The sequence below is a fragment of the Streptomyces sp. NBC_00094 genome, assembly GCF_026343125.1.
Taxonomy (GTDB): Bacteria; Actinomycetota; Actinomycetes; order Streptomycetales; family Streptomycetaceae; genus Streptomyces.
The window spans coordinates 244,720-260,212 of record NZ_JAPEMB010000001.1 but is presented as its reverse complement, the minus strand read 5'-3'; the positions used below and the strand labels follow the sequence as shown (position 1 = coordinate 260,212).

Genomic DNA, 15,493 nt, shown 5'->3' with positions numbered 1-15,493 from the left:
GACTGCGAGCCGGCCCCGACGGACAGGACGTCAGCCACGCCAGCCACCCCTCAACCAACGCACAGGTCGGCGGTCCGCAGGGAACGGGGAGGCACCTCGCGCGTGGTGAAGCCGTAGCGCCCGATCAGCTCCACGAACCGGTCCGGAGCGCCGGTGATCTTCCGGAGCTCGACGTCGAAGGCGTCTCGCAGCCCCTTCGCACCCGGCCGGAACACGGCTCCACCCGCGCCGAGCCGCCGTACGCCGTCGACCACCGGGACGAACGGCTCGGCCACCTCCACCGCGGCGCCCTGGTTCGTCCGCGCCAGCCAGCGCAGGGAGATGGCGGTCAGCGCGAAGGCGTCGATCCGGCCGGCCAGGAGGGCGTCGAGACCGTCCTGCTGTTTGGCCAGCGTTTTCACCGACCCTTCGGGGACACCCGCCGCCTTGGCGTAGGACGCCTCCACCGCGGCGGACAGCACACCGACCGTGACGCCCTTCTCCGCACAGGACCCGAGGTCCGTCAGCCCCTTCGGATTGCCCCTGCGGACCATCAGGGCGGTGGGCGAGACGAACTCCGGCTCGGAGAAGATCACCTTGGCGCAGCGCTCGGGCGTGATCGACATGCCCGCGCTCACCACGTCGAACCGGTCGGCGAGGAGCCCGGGGATCAGCGCCCCGAACTCGGTGAGCGTCGGGCGCAGTTCGCGCACGCCGAGGGCCGTGAAGATCTCGCGGTGCAGCGTCGGGGCCTCACCGGCGAGCTCGGCGCCGTCCTGGAAGCCGTACGGCGCCTCACCGGCGAATCCGACCCGTACGAAGCCCTGCTTCCGCAGGCGCGCCAGGAGCGCGCCGTCGTCCTCGGGCGCCCCCGTCCCCACCTGGGTGCGGGTGCAGGCCGCGAGCAGCCCGGGCGTCAGGGCGAGTCCGCCCAGGAGCGCCGTTCTGCCGAGGAAGCGACGGCGGTCGAGGGGCGCGGGACCGGTCATGACCGGTCCCAGGCCGGCGCGGCGATGAAGGAGGGCCGTCGGGCGGGGGCGGCGAAGGGAGCCTCCGGCTGGTTCTCGACGCTGTTGAAGACGAGGAACACATTGCTCCGGGGGTACGGGGTGATGTTGTCGCCCGAGCCGTGCAGGGCGTTGCAGTCGAACCAGGTCGCCGAACCCGCCGGACCGGTGAAGTGGCGGATGCCGCAGGCGTCGGCGAAGGTGGTCAGCGCCTCGTGGGACGGTGTTCCGGCGTCCTGCATCCGGAGCGACTTCTTGTAGTTGTCCTGGGGCGTCGCCCCGGCGCAGCCCAGGAACGTGCGATGCGAACCCGGCATGATCATCAGACTGCCGTTGGTGGTGTGGTTCGGGGTGAGCGCGATCGAGACCGACACGGTCCGCATCCTCGGCAGGCCGTCCTCCGCGTGCCAGGTCTCGAAGTCGGAGTGCCAGGAGAATCCGCTGGCGCCGAAGCCGGGCTTGACGTTGACCCGCGACTGGTGGACGTAGACGTCGGAGCCGAGGATCTGGCGGGCGCGCCCGACGACCCGCGGATCCTCGGCCAGCCGGCCGAAGACCTCGCTGATCCGGTGCACTTCGAAGACGGACCGGATCTCCTGGGAGCGCGGCTCGACGATCGCGCGTTCGTCCGCCCGTACGGCGGGGTCGGAGACGAGCCGCTCCAGCTCCGTCCGAAGCTCGTCGACCTCGTCCGGGGTGACGATCTCGTCCACCGTGACGAAGCCGTCGCGGTCGTACTCCTCCAGTTCACGGGCCCAGAAGGGGCCCGCCGTGCCGGGCTCGGACCACACGACGGGGTCCTTGCGGCCGATGAGCTCCTCCTTGGGGCCACGGGTGGGGTAGAGATCGACGGGTCGGGTGGGTGCGGAGGGCATGAGGGAGAGTGCTTCCTTTCTCGCAGGGGTGTCGTGCGGTGTCGTCCGGCGTCGTGCCGTGGCTCAGGCGCCGTCCCCGACGGCCCCGTCGGGTTCGGTGAGCAGGGGGTAGACGCCGTTCGCGTCGTGGTCCTCACGACCCGTGACGGGCGGGTTGAAGACGCACAGGCAGCGGAAGTCCCGCCTGACCTTGAGGATGTGGCGTTCGTGTCCGTCGAGCAGGTACATCGTTCCGGGCACGATCGTGTACGTGCGCCCCGTCTCGAGGTCCGTGAGCTCGGCCTCGCCGGCCGTGCAGACGACGGCCTCGACGTGGTGCGCGTACCACATGGACGTCTCGGTGCCGGCGTACAGCACCGTCTCGTGGAGGGAGAAGCCGACCCGTTCGCGGGCCAGGACGATGCGCTTGCTCTCCCAGGTGCCCGACGCGGCCCTCACGTGCCGCTCGGTGTTCTCCAGCTCGTCGAAGGAACGGACGATCATGGGGTGTCGCCTTTCGGGTGCGTGCCGCCGGGGGATCGGGCGGCGAGGGTCAGGCGGTGTGGCGGACGGAACGGGCCAGGACACCGAGGCCTTCGTCGAGTTCGTCGTCCGTCACGGTCAGGGGCGGCAGCAGCTTCACTACCTCGCCGCGCGGCCCCGAGGTCTCCACGAGGAGGCCGGTCTCGAAGGCGCGCCGGCACACGGCCTCGGCGCGCTCCCCGTCGGTGAACTCCAGGCCCCACACCAGTCCGCGGCCGCGGACCCCCAGGCCCGTTCGCCCGTCGCCCGTGCACAGGTCGAGGAGGGCGCGCTCCACGCGGTCCGCCCGGCTCAGGGTGTGCTCGCGCAGGGCGCCGTCCCGCCAGTAGGCGTCGAGGGCGGCCGTGGCGGTGACGAAGGCGGGGTTGTTGCCGCGGAAGGTCCCGTTGTGCTCGCCGGGCTGCCACACGTCCAGCTCGGGCCGGAAGAGGCAGAGGGCCATGGGCAGGCCGTAGCCGCTGATGGACTTGGACAGGGTGACGATGTCGGGCGTGATGCCCGCCTCCTCGAAGGAGAAGAAGTCACCGGTGCGTCCGCAGCCCATCTGGACGTCGTCCACGATGAGGAGCATGTCGTGCCGGCGGCAGAGCTTCGCGAGCTCGCGCAGCCACTCGGCCCGTGCGACGTTGATGCCGCCTTCTCCCTGGACGGTCTCGACGATCACGGCCGCGGGGTGGTCGAGACCGGAGCCGGCGTCGCCCAGGAGCCTCTCGAGCCAGAGGAAGTCGGGGAGGTGTCCGTCGAGGTAGTCGTCGAAGGGCATGCGGATGGCGTGGTTCAGCGGGACGCCCGCGCCGGCGCGCTTCGCGGCGTTGCCGGTCACCGCGAGCGAGCCGAGCGACATGCCGTGGAAGGCGTTGGTGAAGGAGACGACCGTCTGCCGCCCGGTGATCTTCCGGGCGAGCTTCAGGGCGGCCTCCACGGCGTTGGTGCCCGTGGGCCCGGGGAACATCACCTTGTAGGGCAGGGCGCGGGGCTCCAGGACCGTCTCGTGGAAGGTCTCGAGGAAGGCGCGTTTGGCCGTCGTCGACATGTCGAGGCCGTGGGTGACGCCGTCGTCGGCGAGGTAGTCGAGGAGCGCCCGCTTGAGCGCGGGGTTGTTGTGGCCGTAGTTCAGTGAGCCCGCGCCGGCGAAGAAGTCGAGGTACGGCCGCCCCTGCTCGTCGTACAGCCGGCTGCCGCTGGCCCGTTCGAAGACGACGGGCCAGGCGCGGCAGTAACTGCGGACCTCCGATTCGAGGGTCTCGAAGACGGAGGGGGCGGCGATGTCGGTCAGGGTCACGAAGTCTCTTCTCCAGGGTGGGGTTCGGGCGTGGTGTGCGCGGACGACGGCTCAGGGCGCCGGGGGAGCGAGCGGACCGATGCGGTAGAGCACCTCCGAGTCGTGTCCCGCCGCGGGGAAGGCGGCCGGCGGGAAGAGGACCTCCTGGGTCACCTCCGCGCCGTGCCGACGCGCGTAGGACCGGAACAGCCGGTCGGACGCCAGGTTCCCCGGGGTGACGGTCGCCTCGACGCGGCTGACTCCCTGCTCGGCCGCCACGCGTGCCGACAGGGCGTCGAGCAGTGTCCCGGCTACCCCGCTTCCGCGGTGCGAACCCTCGACGGCGATCTGCCAGACGAAGAGCGTCTCCGGCGCGTCGGGTCGCACGTAGCCGGTGACGAAACCGATCGGGCGTCCGGAGGCGTCACGGGCGACGGAGGTCGTGTCGGCGAAGTCCCGGCACCACAGCAGATAGCTGTAGGGAGAGTTGAGGTCCAGTTCCCCCGAGCCGCGGGCGATCCGCCAGAGCTCGGCGCCGTCCTCGATCGTCGGGGGTGTCGTAAGGGCAGTGGTCATGGGCGCCGAAGTTACCCAGTGGACCTCTGAACTTCCTCGCCCCAAGGCCTTGTTCGACGCGGGTGGAAGATGATAGATGCGTCGGTGGCCACCGTGGCGGGAATACATCCTTCGGTGTGCGGCAAACAGGGGCAAGGGTGGGCGAAATCACCGTTTATCACGGATGAGTAACGCCTTCTGGGTCCCCTTACGGGTGTGCGAAGAGCGTGAGAAGATCCGCGATTTCACGTTTGAAGGTGCCGAGAGCGGTCAGGCGTAGGGGTCGACTCTCCTCGGGACGTGAAAGAGCCGGGCCAGGGGTGGTGCACCCGGCCCGGCTGTGTTCGTTCGGTCGTGCTCGACCTACCAGATCGCCTCGACCCACTCGGGGTGGTCGATGAACGGATTGCGGTTGCCCTGGTAGGTGCCGAAGATGATGTCGTTCCGGCGCTCCTCGAAGGCGCTCGGCGGGTCCTGCTCGTTCCACTGCTTCAGGATCGCGAGCCGGCCGTGGTACGGGACGCTGCCGTTGGACGTCGACTCGTTGGGCTCCAGGTCCGCCCAGGCGTCGTCGCCCTCGTAGCGGACGGCCATGTACAGGATCATGCGGGCCACGTCACCCTTGTCGGCGTTGCGCGGCTCGAAGGAGTTGGAGTCCGTGTAGCTGCCGGCCGCGCCGCTGACCGCGCTGCCGCCGGTGTCCCAGTCCTTGTTCCCGCGGGTGCTGTTGACCTGCACGTCGCACGCCCGCAGGTGGTGCAGGTCCGTACCCGGACCCGCCGAGGTGCCGAAGCTGCCGTGGGACTGCGCCCACACGTGCTCGCGGTTCCAGTCGCCGACGTCGCCGCCGTTGAGGGACTTGCTGCGCGAGACGCCGCTGTACAGCAGGACGACGTTGTTCGTGTTGTTGGGATCCTGGTCGGTGACCTTCAGCGCGTTCCAGACCGCGTCGTACGAGATCTTGGACTGGCTGCTGATGATCGTGTGCAGCGAGGACTTGAGGCTCGTGCCGGTCTTGCCGATCGCGTTTTTGTAGTACGTGCTGTCGTAGGCGGTGGTCGTGGCGCTCGCGGGAGTCGCGGTGACCGTCGGAAGGGTGAGGCCGACGAGGACGGCGGATATCGCCGCGATCCACGCCTTCCATCTGCCTGTCTGCGCAACGGACATGGGGGGAGCCCTTTCCCGGGGACGGCACGCGGCGGAACGCGACGCCCGACTCAAGGGCATCGCGTTCTACGCGTGTTGACTGCTTTCAGCCGGGAGCGTGGCACAGGGGAGGGGTCGGTCGTGTAACCGGAAGGGGACTTTTCCGTGACGTTCTCGCATACGCCGCAACCACTGACAGTCCCTCAGTGTCCGCGCGTCGGCGGCGCGGGACGGCGGCACGGCACAGAGGTGCGGCGCCTCGGGGCCGCGGGCGGCGAAGTCAGCAGGTGGGGGCGGGCACCGCCTGTGCCAGGCGCCGCAGGGCGAGTTCGGCGTAGAGCGCGGCTCCGTCCCCGAGCACGCCGTCGTCGAAGACAGCCAGGGGAGAGTGGTTGAACGGGTCCCGCTGTACGTCCCGGTCCGGCGGACAGGCCCCGAGGATCACGAACGCGCCGGGGACCTCGTCCAGCACGCGGGAGAAGTCCTCCGAGCCGGTGGCCGGCCGCGATACCCCGGCACAGCCGCACGGCACCGTCCTTGATCCGGCCGTGCGACGACGTGGAGAACGACCTCACGGTCGCGGTGAACCGGGCCTCGTCGGGGATGACGTTGGCGGCCGTGCCCGCGTGGAAGGTGCCCACGGTCAGCACCACGGGGTCGAACGGATCGAACCTGCGGCTGATGAACGTCTGCAGCGCGATGACCATTTCGCACGCCGCCGGTACGGGGTCATTGGCCAGGTGCGGCATCGAGCCGTGGCCACCCGCGCCGCGGACGGTCACATGAAGAGTGTCGGAGGAGGCCAGGACGGGGCCCCGACGGGTCGCGAACATCCCGCTCGGGTGGCCCGCCGACGTCACGTGCAGGGCGTAGGCGGCGACCGGCCGCTCACCGGAGGCGTACGCGAGACCGGCGCGCTCGGCGACGGGCAGCGCGTCCATGTCGGCGTGCAGGAGCACCGTCGGGCCGGGGCGGTCGCCCCGCAGGACCGCGGTGACGGAGGTCAGCCGGTTCCCCGTGGCGACCTCCAACGGCAGCCCGTCCAGGGCGGCCGGATCTGGTCCGATCCCTCCTGAAGCACCGGATCACGGATGCGTACGGCAGAACCCCCGGACAGCCCGGTTGAAGCGCTCCGGGTCCTCGAGGTTGCCGACATGGCCGACGCCGGGGAGCACGACGAGCGCGGCGTCCGGGATCGCCTCCTGGAAGGCGTGGGCGACACCCAGGGGTGACCGCGCGTCGAGTTCGCCCCAGACGAGCAGGGTGGGAACCGCGATCTCGGGCAGGAGGTCGCGCTGGTCGGTCTCCGCCATGACGGTGAGCTGCAACCCGAGGCTGTCCGGACGCACGTCGTCCGCCATCGCGGCCAGCAGCGGGACGAACTCGGCGGGCGGGTCACCGGCGAACAGCCCCGGCAGGGTCGGGTCGAACCGCTCCGGCGGAGCCGCGAGCATCTTCCTCACGCCGTCGACGCGGGCCCGTACCTCCTCCGGCGGCAGCGAGCCCTTCCATCCGGCGTACGTGTCCGCCAGGACGAGTGTCCTGACCAGCTCCGGACGACAGCGGTAGAGCTCGAGTACGACGGTTCCGCCCCAGGAGAGTCCTGCGACGTGGGCGGGGCCGAGCCGCAGCTCGTCGATCACCGCCGCAAGGCACCCGGCGTAGTCCGCGAGGCCGAAATCGGAGGGCACCCGCGAGGAGCGGCCCGCGCCGGGTTCGTCCCAGGCGACGACCGTGAACTCGTCGGCCAAGGCCGCGAGCTGCGGCTGCCACATGCGACCGTCGACCCCCGCACCGTGCACGAACACCAGGGGCGGTCCGTGGCCCACGCGCTCGTAGGCGACCTCGACTCCGCTCACCTGCACCGTGGCCATGCCACCACGCTACGCGCGCCCGCTCGTGACGTCCCGTCGTCCCCGCCCCGACGCCGTCCGGGGAGCGGTCCACCCGCCGGGATTCCCTGGGCCGTCAGAGGCCCCGGACATCCACCGGCATCCCCTTCGGCTCCTTGATCCGTTTCATGATGATCTGGGAGTTGACCTCGGTCACCCCGGCCAGCGTCGTCAGCCGCTCGATCCACAGCCGCTCGTACGCCGCGAGGTCGGCCACCGCGATCCGCAGCAGGCAGCCCGGGCTCCCGAACAGCCGGTACGCCTCGATGACGTCCGGCACGTCCTGGAGCGCCTCCTCGAAGGCCTCCACCGTCTCCCGGTCGCGCCGCACCTCCACCGAGACGAGCACCTCGAAGCCCCGCCCCACCGCCTCCGGGTCGATGATCGCCCGGTACCCCTGGATCACCCCGTCCTGCTCCAGCTGGCGCACCCGGCGCAGACAGGGGGAGGGGCTGAGCCCGACCCGCTGGGCCAGCTCCTGGTTGCTCAGCCGGCCGTCGCTCTGGAGCTCGCGCAAGATATGGAGATCGATTCGGTCCATGACGCAATTATCCACCAAGGATCAGCGCCGACCGGGCTGAATTGGCAATCGTCTTGCGCGTCTCCTGTCCTATCGTTGCGATCGTAGGGTCCATGCGGGCACTGCACCCATCGGTACGGAGTGAGGGCGGGTAGCCATGAAGCGGACGAACGACGGAGAACCGCGCCGGATCGTCGTCATCAGTACCGGCGGGACCATCGCCAGCCGCTGGCAGGGCACGGGCTACGCGGCGGACGCCTCCGGCAGCGACGTCCTGGCCACCGCACCCCTCCCCGAAGGCGTCACCGTCGAGGTCGTCGACCTGTTCAACGTGAACAGCTCGCGCATGACCTCGGCCCACCAGCTCGCCCTGCTGCGCACCGTCCAGGAGACGTTCGCCGACCCCGGCGTCGACGGCATCGTGGTCACCCACGGCACCGACACCCTGGAGGAGACCGCCTTCCTTCTGGACCTCCACCACACCGACGCCCGCCCGGTCGTGCTCACCGGCGCCCAGCGCCCCTTCGGTACGGGCGACGGCGACGGCCCCGGGAACCTGTACGACGCGCTCCAGGTCGCCGCCTCCGTCCGTGAGCTCGGCGTCCTCGTCGTCTTCGACGGACGCGTCCACGCGGCCCGCGGCACCGTCAAGACCCAGACCCTCGCCGCCGACGCCTTCTCCGACCCCTCCGCCGAGCGTCTCGGCCGCGTCGGCTTCTCCCGCGTCGACATCGAACGGCTCCCCGAGCGCCCCGCGCCGCTGCCGCTCCCCGCCGCCGCCCTGACCGCGACCCCCGGCGCCACCGGCGCGGCCCCGCTGCCCCGGGTCGACATCGTCACGCACCACTCCGACGGCGACTCGTTCCTCCTCGACGCGGCCATCGCCGCCGGCGCCCGGGGCGTCGTCCTCGAAGCGACCGGCGCGGGCAACGCCACCCCCGAGATCGCCGCAGCCGTCGCGGACGCGGTCGCCCGGGGCGTCCTCGTCGCCGTGACCACCCGCGTCCCCGCCGGACCGCTCGCCGAGATCTACACCGGCGGCGGAGCGGTCGACCTCGTCGCCGCCGGAGCGCTGCTCACCGGTACGCTCCGGGCCGGCCAGGCGCGGATCGCCGTCCTCGCCGCCCTCCTTGCCGAGGGGGAGGGCGTCACGGGTACGGACCCCGTGCGCCGCACCGCCCTTCTGCGCCGGCTCCTCGAAGGCCCCGTCCGCGCGGAACCGGCCTTCGCCACGGGCGGCTCCCGCTCGGCCTCGGCCGTCGCCACGCGTTCCTGACCCGGGCGACCTGCACCCGGGCGCCTCGCACTCGGGCGACCTGCACCCGGGCGCCCCACACCAGGGCGCCCCGCGCCACCGGCCCCTGACCCGGGCCCCGTAGACCACCGGCTCGCGGGCGGAGTGTTCCCCACCCCCCGCCCGCGAGCCGGCATCAACTTCCGGGTCGGTCCCGGCACGGGCGTGGCCGAACCCGCCCTGGAGAAGGCTCCGCCGCCCGCGCGCCGGCTCGCCGAACCGGTCCCCCCGAGCGGCTGACCGGCGCCTCGGGGCCCCGCCGCTCTCCGCCCCGGCCGCGGCTTCCGGTCGTTCGAGAGGAAGATCCGGACGATACGGACTTAAGTTACCCGTCGGTTTCTCGTGACTTCCCGGATCGTCGACAGTAGAACATGTTCCCATTCGCTCCCGAGTGAGGAACTTCACATGAGTGAACACCCCACGTCCGCCAAGGGAATTGGCGGCGTCAGTCGTCGCCGGTTCCTCGCGGGAACAGGTTCCCTTCTCGGCGCCGCGGCCCTCGTCGGCCACGCCGCCCCGGCCCACGCCGAGACCCGCCTCGCCAACACCCCCATCCCCAGCGGTGCCCACGTCCGCGCCCTCGTCGTCGGCACCGGCTACGGCGGATCCGTCGCCGCGCTCCGCCTCGCCAACGCGGGCGTCGACGTCCACATGGTCGAGATGGGCATGGCCTGGGACACCCCCGGACCCGACGGCAAGATCTTCGCCAACACCACCAAACCCGACTACCGCTCCTTCTGGCTGCGCAGCCGCACCAAGCAGCCCCTGAGCAACTTCCTCGGCTTCCCCCTCGACAAGGACGTCCCCTGTCACACCGGCATCCTCGACGCCGAGGACTTCGCCGGCATCACCGTCTACCAGGGCCGGGGCGTCGGCGGCGGCTCCCTCGTCAACGGCGGCATGGCCGTGACCCCGCGTCGCGAGAACTTCGCCGCCATCCTCCCGACCGTCGACGCGCAGGAGATGTACGCGACGTACTACCCGCGCGCCAACGCCGGGCTCGGCGTCACCGCCGTCGACCCGGCCTGGTGGGAGAGCGCCGCCTGCTACCAGTACGCCCGCGTCGGCCGTAAGCACGCCCAGCGCTCCGGCTTCCCGTTCGTCTTCGTACCGAACGTGTACGACTGGGAGTACATGAAGCAGGAGGCCGCAGGCGCCGTACCGAAGTCCGCCCTCGAGGCCGAGGTCATCTACGGCAACAACCACGGCAAGAAGACCCTCCAGAAGACCTATCTCGCCCAGGCGGCGGCCACCGGCCGGGTCACCGTCTCCGCCCTCCACAAGGTCACGTCGGTGACCCCGGCGCCCGGCGGCGGCTACACCGTCACCATCGACCAGATCGACACCACCGGCGTCACCCTCGTGAGCAAGACCGTCACCGCCGACAAGGTCTTCTTCGCCGCAGGAAGCGTCGGCACCAGCAAGCTGCTCACCCGGCTCAAGGCCACCGGCGCCCTGCCCGCCCTCAACGACCAGATCGGCAAGGGCTGGGGCGACAACGGCAACGTCATGTGCGGCCGCGCCAACCACATGTGGGACCCGACCGGCAAGCTCCAGTCGTCCATGCCCACCGCAGGCATCGACAACTGGGACGCGGGCGGCGCCTTCGCCGAGGTCGCCCCGCTGCCGACCGGCATCGAGACGTACGCCTCCTTCTACCTCTCCATCACCAAGACCCCCCACCGGGCCGAGTTCACCTGGAACCCGGCCACGAGCAAGGTCGACCTCTCCTGGCAGCAGGCATGGAAGCAGACCTCCATCGACGCGGCGAAGACGATCTTCGACAAGATCAACGCCAAGGAGGGCACGATCTACCGCACCGACCTCTTCGGCGCGTACAAGATCTGGGGCGACCACCTCACCTACCACCCCCTCGGCGGCGCCGTCCTGGGCAAGGCGACCGACAACCACGGCCGCCTCCACGGCTACCAGGGCCTGTACGTCATCGACGGCGCCCTGATCCCCGGCAACGCCAGCGTCAACCCGTTCGTGACCATCACGGCACTGGCCGAGCGGAACATCGAGCGGATCGTCACCGAGGACTTCTGAGCCGGAAGCACGCCCGACGAGGAAGGGGCCGACCGGCGAACCGGTCGGCCCCTTCCTCGCACCACCGCCGGGGTGTCGTGCCGATCAGGCCGTCCTGATCGGCACGACACCCCCTACTGCGTCGGCAGCACGCACACCGTGTCGAGACCGAGCACCCGGTTGAGCCGCCCGAACGCCAGCCACGAGCCGATGCTCATCGAGAGCTCCACGATCTCCGCCTGGCTGTACCGTGCCGTCATCCGCGCCCAGAACTCCTCGTCCAGGCCGTGGTGGTCCAGCGCGTACCGCTCCGCGTACTCGGCCGCGAGCCGGGTCCGCTCGTCGAAGGCCTCCGACACCTCCGTCTTCCGCCAGGCGGCGACGACCTCGTCGAAACCGTCCTCGACCTTCACGCCGTCCCGTTCGGTGCGCCAGTCCAGACAGAAGCCGCAGCCGTTGATCTGCGCGATCCGCAGCCGGGCCGCCTCGAACTCGCGCAGCCCCAGGGTCGTATGGGCGTACACGGACAGCGAGAAGGCCGCCGCCGCCGTCCCGATCTCCGGGACCATGTCGCCCCACACGTACCCGATCGGCTCCTGGCCCTCGGGGATGTCGATGATCATCGTGGTCTCCTTCCGAGCTTCCCGACCGCCGGCGTCAGCGGTACGTCCAACGCGTCGTACAGTCCCGGCTCCGCCGCGACCAGCCAGTCGATCGCCCCGACGAGCCGGCCCACGGCCGTGGCGTTCCCGCCCGCCGAGCGGTTCTCGCCCTCGTCGGTCGCCGCCACCGTCACCTCGATCCGCGGACTGCCCTCGACGATCACCCGGTGCGCGCCCGCCCCGTCCGGCGGCACCGGCCAGTCCGGCGCGCACGAGGGGTGGATGCGGGTGACGTGCTCGATGACGATCCGGGGCTCGCCGCCGACGATCCCCTGCACCTCGAAGCGGATCGCGCCCTGCGTCCCCGCCTCGAAGACGCCCATGGTCCGCGTCTTCACGGTGGTCTCCAGCGGGCGGCGCTCCATCGTCTCGCGGATCTCGTCGAGCTCGGCCCCCAGGGCGCGTGCCATCAACCGCACCTGCCCGCCCCAGATCATGGTCGGGACCGAGGGCCACAGCATCGGCGGTTCGTACTCCATCGGCCGGCCCATCCCCACCAGCTCCCGGACCGACTCCTCCTGCTCGTACGTCGAGTAGTCGAAGATCTCCTGACAGCGGATCACGTCCACCGTGGCGGCGAGCCCGCTCACGAGCAGCGGGAGCACGTCGTTGCCCCAGCCGGGATCCACACCCGACACGAAGAGCGAGCCGCCTCCCTCGGCGACCGCCGCGAGCACGGGATCCCGGAACTCGGGCGGCGCGTTGCGCTGGTCGTACAGCGGATAGAGCGCGGGGGTGACCACCACCGCGCCGGCCGCCACCGCCCGGGCCACGTCGGCGAGCGCCCCGTCGGGCCGGGTGTCGCCGGAGGCCGCGTACACCACCGCCCCCGGCCGCCCGTCGAGCACCGCGCCGACGTCGTCGACGGCCACCACCCCGAGGTCGCACCCGAGCCCGGCGAGCCGGCCCGCGTCCCGGCCGACCTTGGCCGGGTCGGACACCAGCACAGCCGCGAGTTCGAGGCCTGGATGGGCGTCCACGGCACGGATGGCCGCGCGCCCGACATTTCCGGTACCCCACACCACTGTCCGAATCATGCGCGGAGGGTAGCGCCGGGCCCCGAAGGTTCCCAGACCCGTGACGAACCTGATCTGACGATTCGTCAGGCCGAATGTCTGAGGTCAGGCCCGGAATCCGACGGCGCCTCGCTCCGGGCCCGCTCGATACGAAGATCGTTCATCCCGGCGGGGAACCGCGCCCGGTGCGGCCGGCCACCCCGTTTCCCGTTGCACCGCGGAGGCCGGGGAGTGGTCCGTACGGGTGAGGGCACGGATGTGACGGCAGTGCCGACCGTCGAACGGGTACGGATCGCTGCATTGCCCCCGGCCAGGAGGATGCCGTCCCATGCCCGTTCGCAAGGGCGCCCCCGCGCTGCTGAGCGCCGGCACACTGTGCGCGGCCCTGCTGCTCACCGGCTGCGCGCGTACCGCCCCGCCCACACCCGCCCCGGCTCCCGCCACCCCGACCCCCTCGGCCGCCCCCGCCGCCGGCGACGCCCGCCCGGATCGCGCACCACGGATCCCCGGCATCGGCCCGGCCACCCTCGCCCGCATCCCCGACGGCACCTCCCAGGCCTTCGTCGTCACCGGGGCCACGGTGGACAGCAACACCGCCACGGCCGTGCTCCACGAACGGGACGCGGCGGGCCGGTGGACCGTGGCCGCCGGGCCGTGGCCCGCCCACAACGCCCTCCGGGGCTGGACCGCCGACCACGACGCGGGCGACCTGCGCACCCCGATCGGGGTCTTCCGGCTCGGCGACGCCGGCGGACGGCTGCCCGACCCGGGCGCCCGCCTCCCGTACGACCAGGACGAGGAGTTCGCCATCAGCGGCACCGGCTTCTCCGGGGAGTCCCTCGAAGGCTCCTTCGACCACGTCATCGCCATCGACTACAACCGGGTCCCCGGCCGTACCCCGCTCGACAAGGAACGGCCGCTCGGCGCCGAGAAGGGCGGCGGCGTCTGGATCCACGTCGACCACGGCGGCCCCACGCAGGCCTGCGTGGCCCTGGAACGCGACATCCTGCGCGAGCTCCTCGTCGCCCTCGACCCGGCCCGTGAACCGGTCGTCGTCATGGGACCGGCCCCCGAACTCGCGCGCTGAGGACGAACTCACGCGCGAGCCCGGGGGCCGGTGCCGTCCCGTGCGGGCGGCCTCAGCCGGCGCCGACCGCCCCGCCGCGGAACGAGGCGGTGTGGAGCCGTACCTGCTCCGGCGTCAGATACACGTCCGTGTACTCGAAGTCCCGCAGCGTCCCCGACTTCGAGGCCAGGAACCCGGTCCGCACGAAGTCGTCCCCGGCGACGGCGTTGAGCAGCCAGTTCGTCATCACCCGGGTCTTCGCCACGTTCGTCCGGAGCGCGGACCAGTGATAGGCGCGGGCCACCGCCTGCGCCGGCATCCCGTGCAGCTCCACGCCGAGCGGCTTCGACACCCCGTCCATCCCGCCGAGGTCGACCACGAGCCCCAGGTCCTTGTGGACGTACGGCTGGGTGCGCTCGCCGCGCAGCGTCGCCACCACGTTGTCGGCGAGCGCCTTGCCCTGCCGCATCGCGTGCTGCGCGGTCGGCGGGCAGATCGCCCCCTCCTCGCCCTTGGCGACATCCGGCACCGCCGCCGCGTCGCCGAGGCCCCACACCCCGTCGAGCCCGGGTACGCCCATCTCGGGGGTGACGGCGAGCCTGCCCCGGACGGTCTCCGCGCCGAGCGTGGCGATCAGCGGGCTCGCCGCCACCCCGGCCGTCCAGATCAACGTCCGGCTCGGCAGCACCCGCCCGTCCGTGAGGGTCACCGCGTCGTCGTCGACCGAGGCCACCGACACACCGAGCGACACCTCGATGCCCCGGCCGGTCAGGATGTCCATCGCCGCGGTGCCGAGCTTGTCGCCCAGCTCGGGCATGAGCTTCGGCGCGATGTCCACCAGATGCCACTTGATGAGCCGGGGATCGATCCGTGGGTACCGCTTCACCGCGTTGTGCGTGAGGAGCTGCAGGCAGGCGGCCGTCTCCGTGCCCGCGTAACCGCCGCCGACCACCACGAAGCACAGCCGCGCGGCCCGCTCCGCCTCGTCGTTGCTCGCGTCCGCGAGGTCCAGCTGGGCGATGACATGGTCCCGGATGTACACGGCCTCCGCGAGCGTCTTCATCCCCCGCGCGTGCTCGGCGAGACCGGGGATGTCGAAGCTGCGGGTCACACTGCCGGGCGCCAGTACGAGATGGTCGTACGGCTCCGTCACGAACTCGCCGGAGATCGTCCGGACCACGCAGACCTTCGCCGCCGTGTCCACTCCGACCGCCCCGCCCGGCACGATCCGCGTCCGGTGCCGCTCGCTGCGCCGCAGGGACAACGCGACCGACTGGGGGGTGAGCACGCCCGAAGCGACCTGGGGGAGCAGCGGCAGGTACAGCTGGTACGAGAACGGTGACAGGAGCGTGATCAGCGCCTCCCGGTCCGTCAGCCGCCGTTCGAGCCGCCGCACGCAGGCCACTCCGGCGAATCCGGCGCCCACCACGAGAATCCTCGGTCGAGTCACGCTGTCCGCCCTTTCGTATGAGCGTGCAAAATGCCCTCAGTCACGACTGAGTAAGCCCATATCGCAATGTTTCGCTGACTATCCGTGGTTCATCCTTTTTATCGTCATTGCGGCGGGATCGCTCTTCGGCATGGTCCACTCCGGGCCCGGCCGAACCCGCCACCGGATACGCGATCGGCCGGCCGGGTCGATCGGTCGGTCGGGTCGGTCGGGCGGTCGG

14 protein-coding genes and 1 pseudogene are annotated in these 15,493 nt (G+C 71.4%); 3 read left to right on the top strand and 12 right to left on the bottom strand.

The window, feature by feature from the left end; translation table 11 throughout:
• Positions 1–50: 50 nt before the first annotated feature.
• From ehuB to OG580_RS01205, 9 genes and pseudogenes are all read right to left on the bottom strand, one after another.
• The gene (ehuB, locus tag OG580_RS01245) at positions 51–968 is read right to left on the bottom strand and encodes an ectoine/hydroxyectoine ABC transporter substrate-binding protein EhuB (RefSeq protein WP_267041758.1); all 918 of its coding nucleotides are present in this window, start codon (positions 966–968) and stop codon (positions 51–53) included.
• Positions 965–1,861: an ectoine hydroxylase gene (gene thpD / locus OG580_RS01240; protein WP_267041757.1), complete on the bottom strand. Its 897-nt coding sequence runs from the start codon at positions 1,859–1,861 to the stop codon at positions 965–967. Before thpD ends, ehuB begins: the two co-directional genes overlap by 4 nt.
• Positions 1,862–1,924: 63 nt before the next feature.
• Positions 1,925–2,344: an ectoine synthase gene (locus tag OG580_RS01235; RefSeq protein ID WP_267041756.1), complete on the bottom strand. Its 420-nt coding sequence runs from the start codon at positions 2,342–2,344 to the stop codon at positions 1,925–1,927.
• Between the two features lie 49 nt (positions 2,345–2,393).
• Positions 2,394–3,665, bottom strand: coding sequence for a diaminobutyrate--2-oxoglutarate transaminase (gene ectB / locus OG580_RS01230; protein WP_267041755.1), 1,272 nt, complete (start codon positions 3,663–3,665; stop codon positions 2,394–2,396).
• A gap of 51 nt (positions 3,666–3,716) precedes the next feature.
• Positions 3,717–4,220: a diaminobutyrate acetyltransferase gene (ectA, locus tag OG580_RS01225; RefSeq protein ID WP_267041754.1), complete on the bottom strand. Its 504-nt coding sequence runs from the start codon at positions 4,218–4,220 to the stop codon at positions 3,717–3,719.
• Between the two features lie 342 nt (positions 4,221–4,562).
• Positions 4,563–5,366: an endonuclease I family protein gene (locus OG580_RS01220; protein ID WP_267041753.1), complete on the bottom strand. Its 804-nt coding sequence runs from the start codon at positions 5,364–5,366 to the stop codon at positions 4,563–4,565.
• Positions 5,367–5,625: 259 nt separating this feature from the next.
• A pseudogene (locus tag OG580_RS01215) lies at positions 5,626–6,412 on the bottom strand (M20 family metallopeptidase).
• Between the two features lie 18 nt (positions 6,413–6,430).
• Positions 6,431–7,219: an alpha/beta fold hydrolase gene (locus OG580_RS01210; protein WP_267041752.1), complete on the bottom strand. Its 789-nt coding sequence runs from the start codon at positions 7,217–7,219 to the stop codon at positions 6,431–6,433.
• 94 nt (positions 7,220–7,313) lie between these two features.
• Positions 7,314–7,778 (bottom strand): Lrp/AsnC family transcriptional regulator, encoded by a 465-nt coding sequence (locus OG580_RS01205; protein ID WP_267041751.1) that lies wholly within the window; start codon positions 7,776–7,778, stop codon positions 7,314–7,316.
• Between the two features lie 136 nt (positions 7,779–7,914).
• Between OG580_RS01205 and OG580_RS01200 the strand changes: the two genes are divergently transcribed.
• Both OG580_RS01200 and OG580_RS01195 read left to right on the top strand, forming a co-directional pair.
• Entirely contained in the window at positions 7,915–9,033 is a 1,119-nt protein-coding gene (locus OG580_RS01200; protein ID WP_267041750.1) for an asparaginase, read from the top strand.
• Positions 9,034–9,456: 423 nt separating this feature from the next.
• On the top strand, positions 9,457–11,100 hold the full coding sequence (locus OG580_RS01195; RefSeq protein ID WP_267041749.1) for a GMC oxidoreductase: 1,644 nt from the start codon (positions 9,457–9,459) through the stop codon (positions 11,098–11,100).
• Between the two features lie 113 nt (positions 11,101–11,213).
• On the opposite strand, the gene OG580_RS01190 is transcribed toward OG580_RS01195, so the two are convergent.
• Both OG580_RS01190 and OG580_RS01185 read right to left on the bottom strand, forming a co-directional pair.
• Positions 11,214–11,702, bottom strand: a complete 489-nt coding sequence (locus OG580_RS01190) for a carboxymuconolactone decarboxylase family protein (protein ID WP_267041748.1) — start codon at positions 11,700–11,702, stop codon at positions 11,214–11,216.
• Positions 11,699–12,778: a dihydrodipicolinate reductase gene (locus OG580_RS01185; RefSeq protein ID WP_267041747.1), complete on the bottom strand. Its 1,080-nt coding sequence runs from the start codon at positions 12,776–12,778 to the stop codon at positions 11,699–11,701. Before OG580_RS01185 ends, OG580_RS01190 begins: the two co-directional genes overlap by 4 nt.
• 307 nt (positions 12,779–13,085) lie before the next feature.
• Between OG580_RS01185 and OG580_RS01180 the strand changes: the two genes are divergently transcribed.
• Positions 13,086–13,844, top strand: coding sequence for a hypothetical protein (locus OG580_RS01180; RefSeq protein ID WP_267041746.1), 759 nt, complete (start codon positions 13,086–13,088; stop codon positions 13,842–13,844).
• Positions 13,845–13,896: 52 nt separating this feature from the next.
• Here OG580_RS01180 and OG580_RS01175 read toward each other — a convergent pair whose 3' ends face one another.
• Positions 13,897–15,273, bottom strand: coding sequence for an NAD(P)/FAD-dependent oxidoreductase (locus OG580_RS01175; RefSeq protein ID WP_267041745.1), 1,377 nt, complete (start codon positions 15,271–15,273; stop codon positions 13,897–13,899).
• Positions 15,274–15,493: the final 220 nt, after the last annotated feature.

Bases quoted from the DNA above. Each gene is read 5' to 3' on its own strand.
- ehuB (WP_267041758.1), bottom strand. From the start codon at position 968: ATGACCGGTCCCGCGCCCCTCGACCGCCGTCGCTTCCTCGGCAGAACG.
- thpD (WP_267041757.1), bottom strand. From the start codon at position 1,861: ATGCCCTCCGCACCCACCCGACCCGTCGATCTCTACCCCACCCGTGGC.
- OG580_RS01235 (WP_267041756.1), bottom strand. From the start codon at position 2,344: ATGATCGTCCGTTCCTTCGACGAGCTGGAGAACACCGAGCGGCACGTG.
- ectA (WP_267041754.1), bottom strand. From the start codon at position 4,220: ATGACCACTGCCCTTACGACACCCCCGACGATCGAGGACGGCGCCGAG.
- OG580_RS01220 (WP_267041753.1), bottom strand. From the start codon at position 5,366: ATGTCCGTTGCGCAGACAGGCAGATGGAAGGCGTGGATCGCGGCGATA.
- OG580_RS01210 (WP_267041752.1), bottom strand. From the start codon at position 7,219: ATGGCCACGGTGCAGGTGAGCGGAGTCGAGGTCGCCTACGAGCGCGTG.
- OG580_RS01205 (WP_267041751.1), bottom strand. From the start codon at position 7,778: ATGGACCGAATCGATCTCCATATCTTGCGCGAGCTCCAGAGCGACGGC.
- OG580_RS01200 (WP_267041750.1), top strand. From the start codon at position 7,915: ATGAAGCGGACGAACGACGGAGAACCGCGCCGGATCGTCGTCATCAGT.
- OG580_RS01195 (WP_267041749.1), top strand. From the start codon at position 9,457: ATGAGTGAACACCCCACGTCCGCCAAGGGAATTGGCGGCGTCAGTCGT.
- OG580_RS01190 (WP_267041748.1), bottom strand. From the start codon at position 11,702: ATGATCATCGACATCCCCGAGGGCCAGGAGCCGATCGGGTACGTGTGG.
- OG580_RS01185 (WP_267041747.1), bottom strand. From the start codon at position 12,778: ATGATTCGGACAGTGGTGTGGGGTACCGGAAATGTCGGGCGCGCGGCC.
- OG580_RS01180 (WP_267041746.1), top strand. From the start codon at position 13,086: ATGCCCGTTCGCAAGGGCGCCCCCGCGCTGCTGAGCGCCGGCACACTG.